Consider the following 23,526-nt stretch of genomic DNA (forward strand, 5'->3'; position numbering starts at 1 on the left):
TCTATTCGCAAGCCTACTCTGGGATAATTCAGGCAAAACATCTAGCGTTTTTCCCTAATCTCATGGTGTATCCACAAATCGTCCAGATGAATACTTACTAAAGCGGCAAGATTAACCATGAAATTCGGACCGCAACGCTAAAGTTGAACATCGCTTATCCTAGTCTTGACCGGGCCAAGCTTGAAAAATTCGGAATTGAGGTGTTTCTTTTGCCTTACGAGCGCGGGGGCGGTCTCGACTATTCGCGGCTGCATTAACCCAAAAAGGTTAACAGCCAGCCCCCGCTACGAATGATTCACGCGTCGCGGGTTCTGCCCCGGCGCAAAAGGGCAGAGGTGGTTATGCGGTACGAAGATGCTTCGCACACGGGCGCGTTTCAGGGGTCACAGCCGATCGCCAACGACGACCTGGATTCGCTCCCGGCTGGCTCACGCAGTCCCGCCACGGGCAACCTGATCTCGGGCGAGGGTACGCAGAGCGGCTCGGCTGGCGCCGATGTGGCCGCCGGCGCCCACGTCACCGCCATTGCTGGTAAGGGCGGGGAAGACACGAGCTTCGCCGGCGGAAAGCTCAGCGTTGTCGGAGAGCATGGAAAGCTTAGCGTCGATGCCGCGGGCAATTACACCTATCAGGCCAACGGCGGCGAAGAGAATGTCCGCGACCGCTTCACGTACACGCTTGCGGATAACAATGGTGCCACCGACACCGGGTCGCTGATCGTCGAGATCGGCAAGACGCCCGTCGTCATCAAGGCCAATGCCCAGCAGATCGTTCCGGGTCCGGACGGCGTCGTCACCTTGCCGCCGGGCGTGGAGCTCAGCGACATTCGCGTGGTTGGCCGCAACCTGGTCATCGACATGCCCGATGGCACGCAGCTGATCATCGTCGACGGAGCCATTTTCGTGCCCCAGCTGGTGCTGGGCGGGGTCGAAATTCCTTCGACCAACCTTGCCGCCCTGCTAATCGGCCAGGAGCCGCAGCCGGCCGCCGGCGAGACGCCGCCGTCGAGCGGCGGTAATTTCGCCGTTCCGCCGCCTCCGCTGGATCCGGGCGTTCCGCTCGGCGACCTGATTCCGCCGACTGAATATACTTATAAGCCGCCGGAGCCCCAGGAAACCTTCCTGCCCGAGGACCGCGAGCCGACGATCGAAATCCAGCCCGACGGCCAGCCGGCTTCCGTTTCTGCAGTCGACTCGGTTGACGAAGACGGCTTGCCCGGCCGCGATGGCAATTTGCCGGACGAACCGCCAGGCAGCGATGAGGGCGCCGACGGCAATCCCACTAACAACAGCGACACGGATGAGACGACGGCCGGGACGATCATCATCGACTCGCCGGACGGCATCGATAACGTCACGATCAATGGCGTGCTCGTCACTGGCGCGATCGGCCAGGTGATTCAGGGCCAATACGGAACCCTGACGATCACAGGCTTCAGCGGCCAGAATATCCTCTACAGCTACACGCTGACCGACAATACGTCGGGCGATAACACGCACGACGATTTCAGCGTCACGATCACCGACGATGATGGCGACCAGGCGACGGCGACGTTGACCATCGACATCATCGACGACGTGCCGACGGCGCGTAACGATACCGACACGACCGTTGACGGCGTTGCTACCGGCAACGTCATGACTGACGCCTCGCCTGGCGACGTCGGCGACAGCGATACCAACGCCGCCGACACGGTCGGCGCCGACAATGCCAGCCTGACTTCAGTCAGCGGCTTCGGCGGCAGTAACGATTCGACGTTCGAAGGCGGTCTGCTCACGGTCAACGGCCAGTTCGGCGTTCTGACGATCGATGCGCAGGGCAATTACACCTATACCGTCAATCCCAATGCCGGCGGCGGCGGAGTGGACGTGTTCACCTACACGCTGACGGACGGTGACGGCGACACGACGCAAGCGACGCTGACGATCACCAATCCCGACCTGCATCCGGACCTTCCGAATCCTGACGCGGTGCTTCTGGACGATGATGCGCTGACCGGCGGCAATCCGGGCGGAACCGGCGACGATGTCGACTCCCAGGGTACGCCTGGGCAGCTCGTCGGCTCTGGCGGCGACGGCGACCTCGATTATTTCTTCGCGGGTCCGAACTCGCTTCCGCCCGGCTTTACGACCAACCTGGTCGATGCTTCGCACATGCAGATCCTGCAGGGCGGAACGGTGGTCCTGACGATTACGCTCGACAATGAGACGGGCGCGTTCTCGGTTGTGCAGAACAACCCGATCGATCATCCTGCGGGTCTGGATGAGAACAACCTGTCGTTCGGTGTGGGCGTCGAAGTCAAGGACGCCGACGGCGATACCGATCCCGCGACAATTACCATTAACGTCGACGACGACACTCCGGTCGTAAATGTCGAGCTGAATCGCGAAGGCGCGGTTACGGTCGACGAGAGCGGCCCGACCGGCGCTTCGACGATCAACTTCGGTGGAACCGAGGGCGATGACGAACATGTCCCCGGCAGCGGTCCGATCGGCCGCGCGGTCGGATCGACGGCAATCGTGGATGCCAATGCGTTGTTCGGCGCGGACGGCCCGTCGGGCAGCGGCTTGACCTATTCGCTTCAGCTTGGCGGAACTGACACGCCGCTGACGCTGACCGATGGCTCGGCGATCCAGCTTCAGCTAATCAATGGCGTGATTGTCGGCATGGTCACTGAGGGCTCGCACTCAGGTGAGGCGGCATTCGCGATCGCGATCAATCCGACGACCGGTGTTGCGACGGTCGAGCTCTATTTGAGCCTCGATCACCCGGATATTACGAACCCCAACGATTCGCTACCACTCGGACCAGACACGGTCGACGTGGTGGTGAGCGCGACCGATGGCGATGGCGATACTACTACCAGCGATCCGGTCGACGTTTCCGGCCTGTTCAACTTCCTTGACGACGGCCCCAGCGTCGATCCGGAACTCAGTGCAGACGGCCCGGCGATCGTCGACGAGAGCCCGCCCGTGGCGGCTCCAACAATCGACACCGGCCCCTATGCAAAGGGCGATGACCCCGACCTCGTTGGCGGTCAGGCAATCGGTTCAGGCAGCACGACATTGCTGGTGCCGAATGCCGCTTTTGGAGCCGACGGCCCGGCAGCCAGCGACTCGCTGACGTTCGCGCTTTCGGTCATTAATCCCTCGTCGGGCCTGACCCTTACCGACGGTTCGGCGATCAACCTGGTCCTGCTTCCGAGCGGCGTGGTGGTCGGCGTTGTCAGCGGCGGAGCATTCGACGGCCAAGCGGCGTTTGCTATCTCGATCGACGCGAGCACGGGTACGATCACGGCCGAGCTTTATCTCAGCCTTGACCATCCGGTGAATCCCGATCCGAACGATGTTCTGACCCTGGACCCGAACAGCCTCGGCGCCATCGTCACGGCGACTGACGGCGACGGTGATACGGCGACGTCCGGCGTCATCGACATTGGCGGCAAGATCAGCTTCCTTGACGACGGTCCGACGATCGATCCTTCGGTTAATCAGGAGGCGACCGTCACGGTTGACGAGAGTCTTCCGTCAACCGATCCGCTCATCAACACAGGTATCTATGCGAAGGGTGATGATCCCGACCTCGCTGGCGGCCTTGCGCTTGGCCAGGCCAACTCGGGCTCGGCAATCGTCGACGCCAATGCGGTATTCGGAGCAGACGGCCCGGCCGCTGGCGGCGGGATCAGCTATGCGCTGAGCATCCTCAACCCTTCGTCGGGGCTGACCCTGACGGATGGCAGCGCGATCAACCTGGTAATGCAGGGTGGTGTTATTGTCGGCGTGGTTGCCGCGGGGGCTTTCGCAGGCCAGGCCGCGTTTGCCATCGCGATTAATTCGACGACCGGCGTGGTCAGCATGGAGCAATATCTCTCGCTCGACCATCCGATCAACCCGAACCCGAACGACCCGCTCAACTTCGGTTCGGACATCATCGGCGTGACCGTGACGGCGACCGACGGCGACGGCGATCCGGTGACTTCGGACGCGGTCGATATCGGCGGACAGCTCACCTTCCTCGACGACGGTCCATCGGCAAACAACGACACCGACACTACCGATCCGGTCACAGACGAGGCGGTCGGCAATGTGATCACCGGCGTGGGCACGACAGAAGGCGCGGCTAATCACGATGTCCCGGGCGCCGACGGCTTTGGCGCGATCAGCAACCTCGTCGGCTTCAACGGCAGCACCGACAGCAATCCGGCGGGCGGTTTCGATGTGAGCGGCGAGTGGGGCACGCTGCATATGGATGCCAGCGGCCAGTATACTTACACCCGTACCGGCGGTGCCGGCGGCGCGACCGACACTTTCACCTACACCTATTTGGATGGTGACGGCGATTCAGTCAGCGCCACGCTGACCATCACGCTGGCGGACAATACGCCGACGCTGCCGGATCCAGATCTGATCCGCTTGGATGATGATGTCATTCCGGGCAAAGGCGGCATCTTGGACGGTCCGGGCGACGATGATCCCGACACGGTTCCCGGCAATGTTGTCAATGGACAACTGAATGGCTCGGGCGGTGATGGTACCCTGACTTATTCGTTCACCGGAACCAACACGCTGCCGACGGGCTTCACCGTCAACGTTGTTGATGGCGACACAATCCAGGTGCTGCAGGGCGTGACTGTCGTCATGACGATTGACCTGAACACGGCCACCGGTGCGTTCACGGTCACGCAGAACAATCCGATCGTGCATCCGTCATTGGATGGCGAGGCAGGCGACAACACCGAGAATAATCTCGACTTCTCGATTGGCGTCCAGGTCAAGGATATCGATAACGACGCGGATTCCGCGACGATCACGATCAATGTCGATGACGACTCGCCTGTGGCAGCGGTGGTCGCCACTGGCCAGAATGTCAGTGTTGACGAAACCAACGGCAATCAGGGCGACTCTAACGACGTCACCGGTCCGCTGGCGATCTTCAACGGCGTTGCCAACAAGGGCACCGACGCCGACATGGCGGGTCCGCAGTTCGGGACTAGTGCCGCGGCGATCGTTGCGGCGACCGGCAGCGCCTATGGCGCCGACGGCGCGGGCACGACCGTGTTCGGCCTCAGCGTTGCTCCGGGCGGCGTTGACTCGGGTCTCGACACGACGGCCGGCGTCAACATCTTCCTGTTCCTGGAAAACGGCCTTGTCGTTGGCCGGGTCGGGGCGACTGCCGGTGCGGCGGCTGCGGGTCCGGCGGCGTTCGCGCTGTCGATCGATCCGTCGACCGGCTTCATCAGCATGGTCGAATATATGTCGATCAACCACCCGAACACCGGCAATCCGGATGACTCGGTGTCGATCCTAAACACTGCGGTCCAGGCGACGGTGGCGGTGACCGACAGTGACGGCGATACGACGACCAATTCGGTCAATATCGGCAGCCATATCCAGTTCCAGGACGATGGCCCGACGGCAGCGGTGGTCGCCACTGGCCAGAATGTCGGTGTTGACGAAACCAACGGCAATCAGGGCGACTCTAACGACGTCACCGGTCCGCTGGCGATCTTCAACGGCGTTGCCAACAAGGGCACCGACGCCGACATGGCGGGTCCGCAGTTCGGGACTAGTGCCGCGGCGATCGTTGCGGCGACCGGCAGCGCCTATGGCGCCGACGGCGCGGGCACGACCGTGTTCGGCCTCAGCGTTGCTCCGGGCGGCGTTGACTCGGGTCTCGACACGACGGCCGGCGTCAACATCTTCCTGTTCCTGGAAAACGGCCTTGTCGTTGGCCGGGTCGGGGCGACTGCCGGTGCGGCGGCTGCGGGTCCGGCGGCGTTCGCGCTGTCGATCGATCCGTCGACCGGCTTCATCAGCATGGTCGAATATATGTCGATCAACCACCCGAACACCGGCAATCCGGATGACTCGGTGTCGATCCTAAACACTGCGGTCCAGGCGACCGTGACGGTGACCGACGGCGATAGCGACCCTGCGACCACCTCGGTCAATATCGGCAGCCATATCCAGTTCCAGGACGATGGTCCAACGGCTGGCATCGCCACGACCGGTCAGACCGTCAGTCTCGATGAGTCTGCCGGCAACCAGGTTGACTCTAATGACGTAACCGGACCGATCGCGGCCTTCGCCGGTGTGGCGAATGTCGGGGACGATCCGGACGTTGCGGGCACCGGTCCGATTCAGTTCGCGACGAGTGCTGCTGCCCTGGTCGCGGCCACCGGCAGTGCCTACGGCGCCGACGGCGCGGGCACGACCTTGTTCGGCCTGAGCGTTGCCCCGGGCGGCGTAGACTCGGGCCTCGACACCACGGCCGGCGTCAACATCTTCCTGTTCCTGGAAAACGGCGTTGTCGTTGGCCGGGTCGGGGCAACCGCCGGCGTGGCGGCGGCGGGTCCGGCGGCGTTCGCCTTGTCGATCAACCCGACGACCGGCGTTGTTAGCATGGTCGAGTATCTCTCGATCTACCATCCGAACGCGGCCAATCCTGATGACTCGGTGTCGATCATCAATACCGCGGTCCAGGCGACCGTGACGGTGACCGACGGCGATAGCGATACGGCGACCAACTCGGTCAACATCGGCAGCCTGATCAGTTTCCAGGACTCTGCGCCGATCATGACTTCGGCGTCGAACATCAACATCCAGAATAGCGGCGACGTCGCCCATACCGGTGCGTTCGCCTTCAACCTGGGTGCCGATGGCGCGAACACGTCAAACGATGTCATCACCAACGTGACAGGCGGTGCGACGGTCGGCGGTGTTGCGGTGACAAACTGGATCCTGACGCCGGGGGCCGAGAATGCGACCACGGCGAACTACTCGTTCAGTTTCGATTATCCGATTGGTGGCGGCAATACCGCGCACGAAACCGGTACGCTGGTGTTCGACAAGGTCGCCGGCACCTACACGATCGACCTCGCCAACCCGATCCAGGGGGTGGTCACCATCCTGCAGACGGCGACGGGTACCCTGTTCCAGGGCTATGAGTTTGGGACCTCGACATTGGACAACTCTCAGCCGGCAATCTCGGTAACCCAAATCCAGGACCTGGCCGGAACTGCGAACGACATCTACGTGCAGTTCACCAGCGTTGCCGAGCCGAGCTCGGGTACCGGCAATAATGCTTTGGAGGTGACCAATTGGGTCCCCGGCGCGGACAACCCGCCACCGATCGATGCTCCGCCAAACCCGGACGCCAGCGACTTCACCTGGAACCCGGGTCAGGTGTTCAATCAGACAGATAGCTGGGTTTCCACCTCGAACGACTCAAATGGCGTGGCCGGCGATACCATCCAGGGCGGCGAGGTGCTCGACTTCAACCTGGTCCAGGGCGCCAACCCGACCGGAACATTGGCCAGTCCGGCAACCTATGCCCAGGCTTCCTCGATGTTCCTGAAGTTCGACGGCATCGGCACTTCGGAAGACATGATTGTCGTCCTCAAGGTCTATGACACCGTCGCACACACATACTCGACCGTAGCGCTGATGGTTCAGAACTCGGACATCCAGAAGGGCCCGGGTTCGGGTCCGGGGATCTACTCGGGCATCACGCTCGATCAGAATGACGGCCTGATCGTCATCGAGCCCAACGATTACCAGCAGGGCAACACCAACCTGGTGATAGTCGGTGCGCAGATTGCGGGCAGCGATGAAGGAGTCTCCGGAACGGCGATCGACTTCAACTACGGTGGAGTTTTGGGTGTCGCCAGCACGGGCACCCAGGCCTTCTCGACCGATGTCAGCGACGGTCCGTTCAAGATCTCGTCGATCGGTTTCACGACGACGCAGACCACGCCGCAGAACGCGCAGCTGGACTTCAACGTCACGGTAACCGACGGCGACGGTGACTCGATCACGCAGGCCATCAGTGCGACCGTGACTGCGGCAGCGGATTCGTCGACACCAATCTCGCTCGACCCAAGCGTGACGACGATTCAGTCGACCCTTCCGCCTTCGCCTGAGAGCAGCAGCCTGCTTGTTTCCGACAGCCAGCTGCAGAAGACCGCAGCGAACAGCAACACGCTGACGCTGGCGGCTGCGGTTGCGGCGGCAGGTGTGGCGGAATCGGCGGCGGCTGCGGGTCATCAGGACTTTGGCCGCAGTCACCAAAATGCCGAGACCGAGTCCGCAGTCGGACATGTAGGGAAGCTCGCGGACAGCGGTTCGGGCGACGACTCGGGCCATTCGGCGCTGCCGAATGTGTCCCTTGTGGCGGCCAATGACTCGGCTCCGGCCGACTCATCTAGCCACAGCTCGGATGCAGCGGAATCGGATCATTCTCTCGACGACAGCGCGGCAAGTGCCGCGGCCCAGTCGAGCGATGCTCCGGCGGCTGCAAACGATCAGGGACCTGCCCAGGTCTCGGCCAGCGCCAGCCCGGTTGCTCCGACAGTCGCGATGGTCTCGGCCGAAGCGCTGCAGGCTGCAGGGATTAACGGCGAGGGCCATCACCACGGCTCGGTCGAACAGGTCGTTGCAGAAGCGCTAGGCCAGGGTAACGCACCCGCCGCGGTGGACGCGATACTCAATGCCTTGCCGGGCGGGAATGGCGCGCTTGCGGCGCTTGCCAATGTGGCAAGCCCTGCTGCCGGCGGCGTTCCGGCTTGGGACATGGCGGGGCACGGGGCTTTCGCCCACGGCGCCGACATGCTGATGAATGCGCATGTGGCGAACCAGCATCACGACGCAGTTCAGCCGGTTGTTAACGGCTAACGAAGGCAGCGGCCCTCCCTGGTGGACGGGGAGGGTCATTGCCTATGACCAGAAGGGGGAAGACATGAGTAGGAAGCACTGGACGTTGATCGTTCCCGGGGCGGTGCTGTTATGCGCCTCACCGGCATTTGGCGTGGATCTCCAGAGCGCGGTTCAAGCCGCCCTCAATACCAATCCGGAGATCCGGCAAGCGGTTGCCAACAAGGAGGCGACCAAGGAGGAGCGCAAGCAGGCCGAGGGCCTGTGGTACCCGCGCATTTCGGTCGAAGGTTCGGCCGGCGTGCGTAAATTGCGCAACCCGACCCGTCGCGATCTCGGCATTGCCGGCGATACGCTCCATCCTGTCGAAGGCTTCATCATCGCCGACCAGCTGCTGTGGAACAGCGGCGGCCGGACTGCTGAGATCAAGCGCCAGGCTTCGCGGACCGACGCGGCCGCAACCCGCATCGAAGAGCGCAGCGAATTCGTCGCGCTCAACGTCAGCCGCGCCTACATCGACTATCTGCTGCAACAGCGGCTGGTAGCGATCGCGCAAGACAATGCGACGTTCCACGAACGGCTCGCCGCCGATCTTCGCGAAGGCGTGGCCAAGGGATCGATTTCGGTTGCCGACCAGCAGCAGGCTGAAGAGCGGCTGCAGGCGGCTCGGACCAAGATCACCGAAGCCCAGGAAGATCTGGATACGGCAGCGATCCAGTTTCAGACGCTGACCGGCGTTCCGATCGATAGCGTCGCCATGCCGCCGGACCTGTCGGCCATGATGCCTGCTTCGCTTCCGGAAGCGGAAGAAATGGCGCGCCAGAACAACCCGCGTGTCCAGGAAGCCCTGGCCGATCTCAACACTTCGCGTGAAGAGATCAAGTCGGCTCAGGCAGAGTTGGGCCCGCGGTTCAACGCTGAGGCTTCGGCCCGCTATGGCGACGACATCGACGGGTTCCAGGGTCGCACCAGCGATCTGACGGCTCGGGTCGTAATGCGTTGGAAAATCTTCGACGGCTTCGCCAATACGGCGAATGTTCGTGAACAGAAGGCGCGCGCCGATGAAGTGCATGCCCGGCTGTTCCAACGGACTCGCCAGGCCGAGGAAGACACGCGTTCCGCGTGGAGCCGCCTCACCAACCAGAGCCGGCTTGTTACGGAACTCGAGACTCAAGGCCGCGTCGCGGACGATCTGCTGCTTTCCTATCGTGAGCAGTTCAATGTCGGCCGCCGCTCGCTGCTCGACGTGCTCGACGCCCAGAACACGCGCTACAATGTCCAGGCCCAGGCCGAGACTGCACGCATGTCCAAGCTTTATGCCCAATATCGGGTGTTGGCAGCGTCCAACCGCCTGATTGAGGCGCTTGGCGTGCAGATGCCAGTCGAAGCAGTGGCCAACCAGCGCGCCAAGTTCGACGTCAATCCAATCCCGCCGGAAGACCGGCAGGAAAATAGCTTCCCTTATCCGGTCATGGGTCCGCCCGTCCCGGATGCAGGGATGGCACCTGCATCGGCGCCTGCCGCGGAGCCCGCTCCGGAGCCGGCACCGACGGGCGGCCAGTAATCAGGTATGAAGGGGACGGGTGTTGAGTATCATGCACTGGCTGGATTCCACGCCGTCGCGTGAAATTGACCCTGTCCTCGACTGCCTGACCTTCCTCGCGCGCCGCGCAGACAGGCCGTCTTCCCCGGTCTTGCTGCGTGCGGGGTTGGCGCTTTCGGACACGGGCACGCTGCCATTCCACCAGATCGAGCCAGCGCTCGAGCAGGTCGGGATGCGTGGCGAGCCCGTGTCTCGCCGCCGCCTTGCGGGCTGGCGGCTGCAACAGCTTCCGGCGATCGTCGAGCTCAGCGAAGATCGGGCGATCGTCCTCCTCGAAATGAAGGCCGGCGATGCGCTGGTCTATGCGCCCGGCACGGCCGAACCGCTCTGGGTTCCGGTATCCGACCTGGAGGCGGCATTCACCGGACACGCGATCGCGGTGGAGCCGGACCCGACGCAGGAGCGCGCCGGGGAACGGCCGTGGGACAAGGCACGCCGTACCCATTGGTTCTGGTCCGAAGTGTGGAAAGTCCGTCGCGAATTCTGGCCGGTCCTGCTCGCAGCGTTGATCGTCAACCTGCTCGCACTGGCGGTGCCGCTGTTCACGATGAACGTCTATGACCGCGTTATTCCGAACAAGGCAGTGCCGACGCTGTGGGTCCTGGCAATAGGCGTGCTGCTTGCGCTCGGTTTCGACTTCCTCCTGCGTGTCGCCCGCGCCCAACTCGTCGACGAGCTCGGCCGGCGGCTCGATGCCAAATATTCGCAGAAGCTGTTCGAGAAAGTGATGAACCTGCCGATGGCAGAGCGCCAGGGCAGCACCGGCGCATTCGCCAAGCGGATTAGCGAATATGAAGGCGTCCGCGACTTCTTCGCCTCGACCTCGGTTGTGCTGATCGTCGACATCGGCTTCCTGCTCGTTTTCCTGGTACTGATTGCAATTCTTGCTGGGCCCTTGGTGCTGGTGCCGATCTTCGGCATCGTGACAATGCTCGGAGTTGGAATGGTGCTGCAGCGGCGAATGGCTGGCGCGGCGGTAGACGCCCAGGCCGACAGCTCGCTTCAGCATTCGGTTCTGGTCGAATCCATCTCCGGTATTGAAACGCTCAAATCAGCAGGCGCCGAAGGGCAGATGCTCGGCCGCTGGCGTCGTTATGCCGCCATGTCGGCTGCGACCCAGGAAAAGATGCGTCGGCTGACATCGATCGCGGTCAATCTGGCTTCCATTTGCCAGCAGGCGATCAGTGTCGGGCTGGTGATCGGCGGCTTCTACCTCTTCAACAACGGCGACATCACCATGGGCGCGATCATCGCCATCGTGATGCTGGCCGGCCGCGCGATGTCGCCGATCGGTCAGTTCGCCTTCCTGATCACGCGCGCACGCCAGTCGATGACGACCCTGGATTCATTGCAGCGGATGATGGAGGCGACGGACGAGCGGCAAGCGGCCTCGCGCAGCATCGTGCCGGAAATCCGAGTTGGCCATCTTGAGCTCAAAAATGCCAGCTTCCGATATCCGGGCGCAAGCGTTGACAGCCTGAGTGGCATCAACCTCAAAATCGAACCCGGCGAGCGAATTGCAATCATCGGCCGGGTAGCATCGGGCAAATCCACCCTTGGTCGGTTGATCTGCGGACTTTATGCGCCGACCGACGGGGAAATGCTGGTCGATGGGCTCGACAGCCGCCAGTATCACCCGCACCAGTTGCGCAATAGCTTCCGCTATGTCGGCCAGGATGCAGACCTGTTCTCGGGTACCGTTCGTGATAATCTGATGCTCGGCGCGGCAAAGGCTGACGACCAGCAGTTGATTGACGCCGTAGTCCGCTCTGGCGCCGATATTTTCCTGTCGCGCGATGCCGCCGGATTCGATCGTCCGGTCGGCGAACGCGGTGCCCTCCTGTCAGGCGGCCAGCGCTCGCTGCTGGTCCTAGCGCGCGCCCTGGTTTCGCAATCGAAGCTGCTATTCCTGGACGAGCCGACAGGCGCCATGGATACCCAGACCGAGCTTTATTTCATCGAGAAATTGAAGACTGCGCTGGGCAAGGATCAAAGCCTGGTGGTCTCCACCCATCGGCACAATATGCTGTCGATCTGCGACCGGCTGATTGTCATCGACGCCGGCAAGATCATTGCCGACGGCCCGCGCGACCAAGTGCTTGGTAAATTGGCGGGTGCTGCAAAGCATGAGGGTGCGCAATGATCGCCCTACCTCGTCTTTCGCTTCCGGTTCGCCGCCAACTGTCGTTCGCTGCGACAGCGCTGCTGGGCGTCGTGGTCGGTGGAACGACCCTGCGCATCGATCCGACCGAGGCGTCGACGGCATCGGTCATGATCGCCCCGGCAATCGCGGCGTCGCTAATTTCCGCGACGTCGGGCGAACATCTTATCGAGAATCGTGCGATCGGAATGGACGCGAAGCTGATCAACGCAGCGATGCCCTTCAGCAGCTCGCCGGTAATGGCTGCGCGACCTTTCGACCTGTCGGATTCCGACCCGCTCGATCGCCGCCGGGCGCTGCTGTGCCTGACCCAAGCCGTCTATTATGAAGCGGGGTTTGAACCGCTCGAAGGACGAAGGGCAGTTGCGCAGGTCGTCCTCAACCGGATGCGCCATCCGGCCTTCCCCAAATCCGTCTGCGGTGTCGTGTATCAGGGAGCGCGCGACCCGGTTTGCCAGTTCAGCTTCGTTTGCGACGGATCGCTATATCGCCGCCCGGTGCCCGGTGCCTGGAAGGAAGCGGAGCTCGTTGCCCGGGCCGCTCTTGATGGGTTCGTCGAACGGGCGGTTGGAGCGGCGACCCATTATCACGCCGACTATGTCGCACCCTATTGGGCGCCTCGGCTTGCGAAAATTTCTCAGATCGGCGCGCATATATTCTACCGCTGGCCCGGCGCCTGGGGCTCAACCGCTGCCTTCACCGGCCGCTACATCGGCGAGCCGAACGACCCGATGGCGCTACGGCCTCCGCTTCGCCAGGCGATCTTGACCGACGGAAGCGTCGTTCCGGTCGAAGATCCGGCATTGGCTGGCCCGCCAATCGCGCGCGCGCCGAACGATGTAGGCGGCCTGTTGGACACGTCGAAAGGCTGGACGCTCAACATCCCGATGCCGTCGGAAAGTAATTCGGCAAGCAAGTCGATCTCCGACACCCAGGTCAAGCCGCACGAGCCGGCTGCGCCAGTTACGCTGGCTGCTCGATAGCGAACGGACAGGCTTCATCATGGCAACTCTTCCCTTCATTCCTGCCGCGGCCCAGCGCCGGCGAGAACCCCTTACCGGGGCTCGGCTGGTTATCGTCTCCGTGGCGGTTGGCTTCGCGCTGTTCCTGCTCTGGGCGATGTTGGCGCAGGTCGATGAAGTGACCAAGGGCCAGGGAAAGGTTATTCCATCGAGCAAAATCCAGGTAATCCAGTCGTCGGTCCCGGCAACAATTGCCGAGCTGCTAGTCCGTTCCGGCCAGCGAGTTTCCAAGGGGCAATTGCTAGCGCGTCTGGACAACCCGGAAAACCGCTCTATCCAGGCCGAAACCGAGGCGCTGCAAGAGCGTTCGGCGCGTCTGGAGGCGGAAGGCACCGGCGCAACCACAACGTTGGCCGGCGACGAGGCTACGCTTAGCGCAGTTCGCCGGCAGGCGCTGTCGAGCCGCGTTGCGGCGCTCGGATCGTCGGCGGAACAACGCCGACGGGAAGCGGCAGAAGCTAACGCGACCATATCCAGCCTGCAGAACAGCCTCGTGATCGCCCAAAAACAGGTAGAGATGCTCGAACCACTCGCGGCGAAGAACATTGTGCCGCAAACCGACCTTATGAGTGCGCGGCGCGAAGTGATCGATCTCCAGGGCCGAATTGCTGCCGCGCGCGAGCAAGCGAGCCGAGCGAACGCCGCCGTGCAAGAGGCATTGAGCCAAGCCAATGAGGCCCGCTTTACCTTCCGCCAGGAAGCGCTCAACGAGCGAAGCCAGGTCAATCAGAAGATAGCCGTCAACGAGCAATCGTTGCGTGGCGCCGGGGGACAGCCCGGGCGCATGGAATTGCGCTCGCCGGTCGACGGTGTCGTCAACGACGTCCAAGTGACCACCATCGGTGGCTTCGTCCAGGCGGGCGAAAAGGTAATGGAAGTGGTCCCGATGGGCGACAAGTTGCTGGTCGAGACTCGCGTCAAGCCCAGCGACATTGCGTTCATCAAGGTCGGCGACAAAGCATTGGTCAAAGTCACGGCTTATGACTTCTCGACCTATGGAGGACTGGACGGCAAGGTTGTCCAGGTGTCGGCCGATAGCATCTATGACGAGGTCGAGCGCCAAGCTTACTTCATCGTCATCGTCGAAACGGAGAAGTCGTACCTGATGGCGGCCGGCCGGCGATTGCCGATCACCCCGGGCATGATGACTGACACGCAGATCATCACTGGTCGCAAGAGCATTCTTACCTATTTGCTGAAGCCGGTTCTCAAGGCGCGTAGCGACGCGCTTCGTGAGCGCTAATTAGAGGTTGATCGTCGCCGGAACGAGGCTGGCCGTTTCCTGCACCACCTCCGGCAATTCATCTTCGCCTGACGACGGCTCGAACCGGGCCTCGGCAAGCACTACAGGAGCGCGCAGGCTGTTGCTTGCGTAGGTCACCGGCGCCAGCTCGCGGCGGTAGCCGTGAGTGTAGGCATGTCCAGCCGTAAACGTCAGCACCGGCTTATAGTCCTGGACGTCGCTGGAATCGACGATGTGGTCCGTACCATTGTCGAGTACCAGGAAGCGCCCCGCGGCCCGAACGACCAGCACAGCATGATCGGCCCGACGTGAAAGGTCCTTCAGCACGACCAGGTAGAGATCCTTGTCGGGGACGCCGGCGGCGCGAAGCATGGCTCGCTTTGCCAGCGCGAAATCCTCACAGTCGCCGCGACCGCGGGCAAGCGTTTCGGAGGCAGGCATCCAGCGATCGGCGACGCCGAACTGCACGCGGTCGTCAACGAAGCGGACTCGCGCGTTGACGTAGCCATTCACCGCCTCGAGCTTGGCAATAATGCCGTCGCCACGAAGCGCTGCAGCAAAGCCACCAGCAGCGCCACCCACGCCCGCTCCTGACACCCGGTTCCAGCGCGCATCGAGCGGGCTTCGGCCGATCGACAGCGCGACGCTGTTGAATATGTCAGGGCGGTCGTTCGAAACTGGCTGGCGAACAATATTCGCGATGGCCGGGCGGAAATAGGTTCCCCGGCTCATCGGTGCCACCACCGAAGTGTAAGCAGGTAGGCCTCCCTGCTGCGACGTGATGGCGGCAAGTGCGCTTGGCGCTCCACCAAGGATCGCCTCGGTCTTCGTCATCGACCTGTATGGGGAATTGGCCACCTGTGCCTGCGCGGGCGCGGCGAGCGAGACCATGGCCAGGCCGGGAAGTAGCGAGAGCGCAAAGCGGGCGGCGTTGTTCTTCATTGCCCCGCTTTTCGCAGGACAAGGGAAAAACTGCCTTAAATCACAAGGTTAACAGATCAGTAAGGTTGTCCGGAGAGAAAGGATTCAATCGCGTTATTAAATGCTTCCGGCTGCTCCGCATTGGCGAGATGGCCGGCGCGGGCAATCCGCTCCATGCGTGAACCCGTAATCAGATTCCGCAATTCCTCTGACAGCGCGGGAGGCGTGATCCCGTCCTCTTCGCCGACCAGAATGAGCGTTGGAACGTCGATCGTGCGCGCCCGGTCACGCTGGTCGGCCAACCAAACCGCCGCCGCACCGATACGATAGGCGACAGGGTCAATTTGGGCCATCGCGTCGATCACTTGATTTCGCAGCTGTAACGTTGCCACTGATCCAAGCAGCGCACCGCTGCGCGCCTCGGCGAGTTCGCGCATCGTCATCGATTGGCTGGCCGCCACCGAACGGTCGTGGATTGCTTGGCCGTCGGGATGAACTGCAAAGCTGTCGGCAATGATTAGCGATGCGCAACGGTCGGGCGCAGCGGCATAAAGCGCGATTGCCATGACGCCACCTAGTGACAGGCCGCAAATATGCGCGCGGAGGATTCCGAGTGCGTCCATCCCCGCCAGGATGAATGCAGCATAATCGTCCCGCGTCGCATTCGCGACTATTTCGCTTTCGCCATATCCGGGATAGTCGAACGCGATTGCGCGTCGGGACCTACCGAAATGGGCGAGCTGCGGCGCCCAGACGCTTTTATCCGAACCTACCCCGTGCAGGAACAGGATCGGCAGGGCGTCGCCATTACCTGCTTCGTCAAATCCGATGCGCCCCCGCGCTGTCCCAATGCTTGCCATGAAGGTCATCATGGCTGTGCAGTTCGACTTTGCAAGTCGCGGCCTCCATCCTAGGCTCCTCACCGATATGACCAGCATGACCGTCAACGGCGAAGCGATTCACTACCGGCTCGATCCGGAAACACCGCTTCTGTTTGCGCTTCGCGACGCCTCAAACCTGACGGGGGCCAAGCATGGCTGTTACAGCGGCGATTGCGGCAGTTGCACCGTGATCGTCGACGGACGCGCGGCCCTGTCCTGTCAGTTGACGATTGCGGCGGCCGAAGGCGCGGACATCACAACAATTGAAGGGCTTTCAGCCGACCGCGCTCATCCATTGCAGCAGGCCTGGGCCGCGGAGCAAGTCAGCCAATGCGGACGCTGCGATCCTGGCTTCATCATGGCGCTGGCGGCTTTGATGCGGGCAACGCCAAATCCAACGCCGGAACAATTGTCGAGCCTGCCCAATATCTGTCGCTGCGGTGCCACTCCGCGCATTCTCAAGGCCATTGCAAGGGCAGCTCAGATCGCTGCCCCAGTGAATGCCGCCGATGGGGTTAAGCCATCGGCCGAGCCCGTCGATGAACGGCTCAATTCATCACGGTTCAGCAACGGCTCATCCACCTAAGCGCAATCGCAACCTAGCGACTCATGAAGTCTAAGCTGGAGTTTTGTGATGCGTAGATATTTGATCCCATTGCTGGTGGCGGGCGCCCTTGTGCCAGCCACGACTTGGGCCCAGGACAGCGGCCATCGAGGCCCTCGAGCGGAAGGGGACCGCAGCAAGGACAGCGGCGCCCGGAGCGACCGTTCATCCAATGATCGCCCGCAGCGTGCCGAACGCTCCGGTGCCGATAGGCCCGGGCGCTCGGTTCAAGCCGAGCCGCCAGCCGGAATCAAAAACAATGAGCCGGGCGCGCACTCCAGGGGCGCCGATCAGCCCGTCCGAATCAGACGCAACGAACACCCCGCCCAGATCAATCGGGTGGTACGCCCAATTCGGATCCGCCCAGGCGAGACCAGTGTACCTACTACACCGGTACAGCACGTGGATAACGTCCCACCCACTGGCAATAATGTCGGTGATGGCCTGCACGTTGTGGGCCGCGATGACGAACTTAAGCCCGACACCTATCGCCACGGAGATAGCGGATGGTCAGGTAACCGCGACGGTGACAGCAACCATCATTGGTCAGGCGATTGGCGACACGACCACCGCTATGACTGGCAAAATCATCGCAAACATCATCGATCGCTCTTTCGGCTTGGCCGCTATTATGATCCTTATGGCTGGGGCTACCGCCGTTTCTCGATCGGTTTCGACCTTTGGCCAAGCTATTACGGTTCAAGCTTCTGGTTGAACGATCCTTGGATGTATCGACTCCCACCGGCTTATGGGCCCTATCGCTGGGTGCGCTATTATAATGACGCATTGCTGGTGAATATCTACACCGGGCAGGTCGTCGACGTGATCTACAGCTTCTTCTGGTAGACACAGCTTAACTGTTGGTCGAAGGGGCGTTGCGGGCAGTCGCGATGCCCTTTCTGCGTGGACGGTACCGGGAGCGCGCGTCCAGCGCGACGACGAAGGGGTAAGTGATGAAATTGAAGTTGGTTTTCGCCGCGTCCGCCGCTGTCGTGGCGCTGTCTGGTTTATCGTCCATCCCCGCGGCGGCGCAGGTGCCGAACCTGGTCGCAGCGGTTCCTGCCGCTTCCGAAACGCCACACGACCGCCTGTTCCGGTTGTTCAAGGAAAGCGACGAGGCGCAGCTCAAGCGCAACCCGATCTTCGGCATCTTCCGTGGCGATATGCGCTACGCCGACCAGTTTGGCGATTATATTACCGATGCATATTATGCCGGCGAAAAGGCCGCAGCCGAATCCGATCTTGCCGCCCTCCACGCCATCGATCGCGCGTCGCTCGATGCGACCGACCAGCTTGCCTACGACGTTTTCGAATATACGACGGCGGACACGCTGAAGGGGTATCAGCCGGAGATACTCGATTTCACCAAAGTGCGCCCGATCAACCATTTCTCGGGGTTCCATACTTTCTACCCCACATTCTCCAGCGGCGCCGGCGGCGCGCCGTTCAAGACCGTCCTCGACTATGACAATGCGCTGAAGCGCCACGCTGGATATGTCGTGCTGCTCGACCGGTCGATCGATCGCTTCAAACAGGGCGAGGCCGCGGGCGTGTTCGAAACCAAGATGACAATCAAGAACGTCATCGAGCAGCTCGCCACGCAACTGAAGCAGCCGGTAGAGGAATCGCCCTTCTACGGACCGGTGAAGGATTTCCCCGCCGACTTCAGCGCAGCCGACAAGGCGCGGCTCGCCGCCGCCTACAAAGCGTCAATCGCCAACGACATTTATCCGGCGATGCGGCGCCTGCACGACTATCTCGAAACCAGCTACCTGCCCAAGGCCCGCGAAGGTTATGGCCTGATGTACATGAAGGGTGGCGACCGGCTTTATCGCTACCTGGTCCAGTCGACCACAACCCTGCCGCTGACTCCTGAGGAAATTCACGAAACCGGCCTTCGCGAAGTGGCGAGGATCACCACCGAAATGGAGAAAGTGAAGCAGGAAGTCGGCTTCAACGGAACGTTGCCGCAATTCTTCAACTACCTGCGCACCGATCCCAAATTCAAGAAGCCGACGCGCGAAGCACTGACGCAGGGCTATTACGATATCGGCAAGGCCGTCGACGCCAAGTTGCCCACCTATTTTTCAACGATCCCCAAGGCGAAGCTGGAGATCCGGCCCTACGAGCCGTTCCGCGAGAAATTCCAGGCAGGCGGAAGCTATGAGCAGGGAACGCCCGACGGCTCGCGGCCAGGCGTATTTTACTTCAACGCCTATGACCTGCCTTCGCGGACAACTCCGGGAATGACGACGCTCTACCTTCACGAGGGATCACCGGGGCATCATTTCCAGATCAGCCTGGCGCAGGAAAATACGGCGCTTCCGGCTTTCATGCGGTTCGGCGGGAATACCGCTTATGTCGAGGGCTGGGCGCTTTATGCCGAGACGCTTGGCTACGACATGGGCTTCTACAAGGACCCGATCCAGCGTTTCGGTACGCTGTCGGACGAGATGCTGCGTGCGATGCGCCTCGTCGTTGACACCGGAATCCATAGCAAGGGTTGGACCCGGCAACAGTCGATCGACTACATGATGTCGCACTCCGACATCGGAAAGACCGACGCCACGTCGGAGGTTGAGCGCTATATCGCCATCCCCAGTCAGGCATTGGCCTACAAGACCGGTGCGATGACCATCCAGCGCCTCAGGCGCAAGGCCGAGGCAGAGCTTGGTCCCAAATTCGACATTCGCGAATTTCACGCGCAGGTGTTGATGACCGGCTCCCTGCCGCTGGCGATCCTCGAGGAGAAGATCGACCGCTGGATCGCCTCGAAGAAGTGACTTCCGCGCGCCGCGGACGGATCAGCCGTTCGCGTCGCGCTCGTCCAGCCGGATCATCGGCCGGTTCTTGATTTCCTTTTTGACGAAGCTGGTCTCATAGCGCCGGACGACCGGGCATGCGGCCAGTTCATCGTCTGCAAAGGCGTTGAACTCCGCCATGTCGCGGCAGCTTACGAGAATCAACATGTCGTCGCTGCCGCTCACCTCAAGGCAAAGCTGCACTTCATCGCACGCCTGGAGCTTTGCTCGGAATTCGTTGAACGCGGCGGCTTGTTCATGCTCGTGAAGCTGCAGTCGAACTACTGCGCGAAGGCGCCTATCGGCAAAGCTCGACGAGGCCAGAGCTACGGTCCGCGCAATCGCTCCGGTTTCGCGCAGCCTTCTGAGCCGGCGCGCTATGGCCGATGGCGACAGCGCGATCGTTTCGGCAAGCTGTTCGGCAGTCCGGTCTGCGTCCTCCTGCATGGCATTAAGTAGCTTGATGTCGAAATTGTCGAACATAGGCTGAACCTTGCCAATTTTTGGCGCTGTGGCCAGCAACTTTGCATCCTGCCACCTTGATTCCCGATGTATGATTATTGGTACCAAGGATCCGCAGCCATGCTTTCGAACTTCGCCCAATTGATATCGGCGCTGACGCTGCTTCTCGCCGCGCATGCCTCACCATCATCATGGACCCGTCCCCTGGCAGGTGAAGTCGAGGCCAAATGCACTGCTGCCTCACACCAGCAGGGAGCCAGCTGGCAGGGTAAGCCGGCCACCCGCCTTGTGATCGTTCAGCGGTCGACATCCAGCGAGTTGCAGATTTTGTCGTACGGTCCCTGATTCGCGCTGAAAAATGACCGAAGTACGCGCAAAGTCAGCGAGAAATGCTCTGCGCTCGGCTGTAATATCCCTCCAGATTTGATCATGAATGGAGCTTGCCTTGCTTCGTAACTTTCTACTTGCAGCGGCCGCGGTGCCTGCGCTTGCTTTGGCAACTATTGCGGCCGCCCAGACGGTTCCACCTGCGCCGTCCGCGCGCCAGCTTCCGGCCGGCGCGCAGCTTCCGCTGGCGGCGGGTGAAGGACGTGCGATTGCCGAGAAGCTGGCGGTCAAGCTGACCGACAATTTTGTCTATGCGGACCATGGCCAGCGCTATGCCGAAATGCTTCGAGCAAATGCTCAGGCCGGCCGCTATGACAAGGGGACGCGCCAGGAGCTTGCTGAGCGCATGACCGACGACCTTCAGGCAGTTCAGAGGGACGGCCACCTGCATGTAGCGGTAGCGGAAAAGGAGGATGGCGATCACGCCGGCGGCGCGGTGGGCATACCTAAGCATTGGCCGCCGTTGATCCAGTCGGCGAAGTGGATTGCGCCAGGGATCGCCTACATCCGGTTCACCGCCTTCATGTCGACCGATGAGGAGGTCGCGGCCGTCCGTGCGTTCATGCGCGAACATCGCGATGCCAAGACCTTCATCTTCGATCTGCGCAACCACCATGGCGGCAGGTTGGGGGAAATGGATGAAATCTTCCCCTATCTTTTTGCGGAGAAGACCGCGCTTGTGACCATGGAGATGCGCAGGTCGATCTTCGATCGGGAAGGATCACCATTCGGGGAAGCTCCGACGCTAGAGCTGGCCAAGGACGATTCCTATGCCCGCGTGACCCACTATGCGTTGCCCGGAGAAGCCACCCCTGCGCGCGACGCGAAGGTCTATTTGCTGACATCGAACCGGACCGGTTCGGCCGCCGAGCATTTTTCTCTGGCGATGAAATCGACCGGCCGGGCAACGCTCATCGGCGAAGCAACCGCGGGCGCCAATCATTTCGGTGACATGACGGAAATTGGTGAGAATTTTGCCGCCTTCGTCCCGGTCGGGCGCACCTATGACATCAAGACCGGCAGGGACTGGGAAGGCGATGGAATCGCGCCGGACATCGCGGTCGATCCAAGGCAGGCGCTGGTCGTGGCGCTTGAGAAAGCGGGCCTGTCGCACGAAGAAGCAGTTCGGCTAGACGCGACGGAAGTCCCCGGGGAGCCGGTGCATCGCGACAAGAAGCGGGCGAGTTAAGCGGGGGCTAGAGCTTCGGCGATCAGGCGCCGGCTGTTGTCGATTCCATAGAGGGCGATGAAGCTGCCCATGCGCGGGCCCTGGCTGGAGCCAAGCAGCGTCTCATACAGCGCCTGGAACCAGTGGCGCAGGCTTTCGAACGGGTGACGTTTGCCAACTTCGAACACGATATGCTGGATCTCATCGCCCGATGTTTCGGGCGTCAGCTTGGCCAATTCGGTGTCGAGGTCGGCAAGCGCGGCCCGTTCTTCCTCAGATGGCGATCGCCGACTGAGCGTCGGCGCAACGAAATCGCGGGCATAGTTGACCGCGAGCCCGATGAGATTGTCGAGTTCTTTATGGCTCTCCGCAGAGGTATCGGGCGCATAGCGCTGGACGAACTTCCAAGCGGTTTCCTTGTCGCCCACGCCTGGGAGCGACGCCAAGTTGAGTAGCAATCCGTAGGTCAGCGGCAATGACGCGGTCGGTACCTTGCCGCCGTGGATGTGATGAACCGGATTGCCAAGCTGCTGCTCAACCGGCTGCGTCGCATAATTGCCCCGGAATTGATAATATTCGTCGACCGCGCGCGGGATGACGCCAATGTGCAGGCTCTTGGCCTTGCGCGGCTCGCGAAAGGCGAAGAAGGCCAGGCTCTCTTCATTGCCGTAGGTCAGCCATTGCTCGAGGCTAAGGCCGTTGCCCTTCGACTTGGAAATCTTCTCGCCCTTTTCATCGAGGAACATTTCATAGTTGAAGCCCTCTGGCGGGCGGCCGCCGATGATGCGCGCGATCTTGCCGGACTGGATGGTCGAGTCGATCAGGTCTTTGCCGGCCATCTCATAGTCGACGCCAAGGGCGACCCAGCGCATCGCCCAGTCGACCTTCCATTGAAGCTTGCTGAGGCCGCCGAGCGCGGATTGCTCGATTTCGGCTCCATCCTCATCGGTGAAGGCGACGATGCCGGCTTCGGCGTCGACCACCCGGACCGGCACCTGCAGCACGCGGCCGGATGTAGGGGAAATGGGCAGCACCGGCGAATAGGTCTGACGGCGTTCCTCGCCCAGCGTCGGCAGCATCACGCCAAGGATCTCATCCCACTTGCGGAGCACCTGGCGAAGCGCCGTGTCGAATTGGCCGCTCGAATATGCATCGGTCGAGGAGACGAACTCATATTCAAACCCGAAGCGATCCAGGAAGCGCCGCAGCATCGCATTATTGTGATGGGCGAAGCTTTCATATTCCTCGAACGGGTCGGGGACCTTGGTCAGCGGCTGCCCAAGATGCTTGCCAAGCAGCTCGCGGTTAGGGACGTTGTCGGGCACCTTGCGCAGCCCGTCCATATCGTCGCTGAAAGCGACCAGCCGTGTAGGCGCACCCGTCAATTCTTCAAACGCATGCCGAACCATGGTCGTGCGCAACACTTCGTTGAAGGTGCCGATGTGGGGCAGGCCTGATGGCCCGTAGCCAGTCTCGAACAGCATCGGCTCACCGTCGGGTTTGCCGTCGGGCCAGCGCTTCAACAGCTTGCGTGCCTCCTCATATGGCCATGCCTTGCTGGTCATGGCAGCATTGCGGATCGCTTCGTCGCTCAACTGTTGCCCTTTCGTTCCGGCGAAGCC

At 61.8% G+C, this 23,526-nt stretch carries 14 protein-coding genes; 10 read left to right on the forward strand and 4 right to left on the reverse strand.

What is annotated here, in order from left to right:
• The first annotated feature begins 341 nt into the window (after positions 1-341).
• From LVY65_RS09195 to LVY65_RS09215, 5 genes are all read left to right on the forward strand, one after another.
• Positions 342-8,672, forward strand: a complete 8,331-nt coding sequence (locus LVY65_RS09195; RefSeq protein ID WP_235067755.1) for a DUF5801 repeats-in-toxin domain-containing protein — start codon at positions 342-344, stop codon at positions 8,670-8,672.
• 64 nt (positions 8,673-8,736) lie between these two features.
• A complete protein-coding gene (locus tag LVY65_RS09200; RefSeq protein ID WP_235067756.1) occupies positions 8,737-10,215 on the forward strand; it encodes a TolC family protein in 1,479 nt (492 codons plus the stop codon).
• A 31-nt stretch (positions 10,216-10,246) separates the two neighbouring features.
• Positions 10,247-12,397: a type I secretion system permease/ATPase gene (locus LVY65_RS09205; RefSeq protein WP_235067983.1), complete on the forward strand. Its 2,151-nt coding sequence runs from the start codon at positions 10,247-10,249 to the stop codon at positions 12,395-12,397.
• Positions 12,394-13,398 carry a cell wall hydrolase gene (locus LVY65_RS09210; protein ID WP_235067757.1) on the forward strand — a complete coding sequence of 335 codons (1,005 nt, stop codon included), beginning with the start codon at positions 12,394-12,396 and terminating at the stop codon, positions 13,396-13,398. The genes LVY65_RS09205 and LVY65_RS09210 overlap by 4 nt, the downstream gene beginning before the upstream one ends.
• A gap of 19 nt (positions 13,399-13,417) precedes the next feature.
• On the forward strand, positions 13,418-14,680 hold the full coding sequence (locus LVY65_RS09215) for an HlyD family type I secretion periplasmic adaptor subunit (RefSeq protein WP_235067758.1): 1,263 nt from the start codon (positions 13,418-13,420) through the stop codon (positions 14,678-14,680).
• Here LVY65_RS09215 and LVY65_RS09220 read toward each other — a convergent pair whose 3' ends face one another.
• Positions 14,681-15,622, reverse strand: coding sequence for a transglutaminase-like cysteine peptidase (locus LVY65_RS09220; RefSeq protein ID WP_235067759.1), 942 nt, complete (start codon positions 15,620-15,622; stop codon positions 14,681-14,683).
• A 56-nt stretch (positions 15,623-15,678) separates the two neighbouring features.
• Positions 15,679-16,461 (reverse strand): alpha/beta fold hydrolase, encoded by a 783-nt coding sequence (locus tag LVY65_RS09225; RefSeq protein WP_235067761.1) that lies wholly within the window; start codon positions 16,459-16,461, stop codon positions 15,679-15,681.
• Positions 16,462-16,528: 67 nt separating this feature from the next.
• Here LVY65_RS09225 and LVY65_RS09230 point away from each other — a divergent pair, with 67 nt between their 5' ends.
• From LVY65_RS09230 to LVY65_RS09240, 3 genes are all read left to right on the forward strand, one after another.
• The gene (locus LVY65_RS09230; protein ID WP_235067762.1) at positions 16,529-17,068 is read left to right on the forward strand and encodes a (2Fe-2S)-binding protein; all 540 of its coding nucleotides are present in this window, start codon (positions 16,529-16,531) and stop codon (positions 17,066-17,068) included.
• Positions 17,069-17,488: 420 nt separating this feature from the next.
• Positions 17,489-17,932: an RcnB family protein gene (locus LVY65_RS09235; protein ID WP_235067764.1), complete on the forward strand. Its 444-nt coding sequence runs from the start codon at positions 17,489-17,491 to the stop codon at positions 17,930-17,932.
• Between the two features lie 107 nt (positions 17,933-18,039).
• A complete protein-coding gene (locus tag LVY65_RS09240; RefSeq protein WP_235067765.1) occupies positions 18,040-19,869 on the forward strand; it encodes a DUF885 domain-containing protein in 1,830 nt (609 codons plus the stop codon).
• Positions 19,870-19,890: 21 nt separating this feature from the next.
• Here the strand turns inward: LVY65_RS09240 and LVY65_RS09245 are convergent, their stop codons facing one another.
• The gene (locus tag LVY65_RS09245; protein ID WP_235067766.1) at positions 19,891-20,370 is read right to left on the reverse strand and encodes an Lrp/AsnC family transcriptional regulator; all 480 of its coding nucleotides are present in this window, start codon (positions 20,368-20,370) and stop codon (positions 19,891-19,893) included.
• Between the two features lie 99 nt (positions 20,371-20,469).
• Here LVY65_RS09245 and LVY65_RS09250 point away from each other — a divergent pair, with 99 nt between their 5' ends.
• Complete coding sequence (locus LVY65_RS09250) at positions 20,470-20,694, forward strand: hypothetical protein (RefSeq protein ID WP_235067767.1); 225 nt, start codon at positions 20,470-20,472, stop codon at positions 20,692-20,694.
• Positions 20,695-20,794: 100 nt separating this feature from the next.
• On the forward strand, positions 20,795-21,925 hold the full coding sequence (locus tag LVY65_RS09255) for a S41 family peptidase (protein ID WP_235067768.1): 1,131 nt from the start codon (positions 20,795-20,797) through the stop codon (positions 21,923-21,925).
• On the opposite strand, the gene LVY65_RS09260 is transcribed toward LVY65_RS09255, so the two are convergent.
• The gene (locus LVY65_RS09260) at positions 21,922-23,469 is read right to left on the reverse strand and encodes a lysine--tRNA ligase (protein ID WP_235067984.1); all 1,548 of its coding nucleotides are present in this window, start codon (positions 23,467-23,469) and stop codon (positions 21,922-21,924) included. The two genes, LVY65_RS09255 and LVY65_RS09260, sit on opposite strands and share 4 nt — an antisense overlap.
• Between the last annotated feature and the right edge of the window lie 57 nt (positions 23,470-23,526).

The sequence above is a fragment of the Sphingomonas cremea genome, from assembly GCF_021502585.1.
GTDB lineage: Bacteria > Pseudomonadota > Alphaproteobacteria > Sphingomonadales > Sphingomonadaceae > Sphingomicrobium > Sphingomicrobium cremea.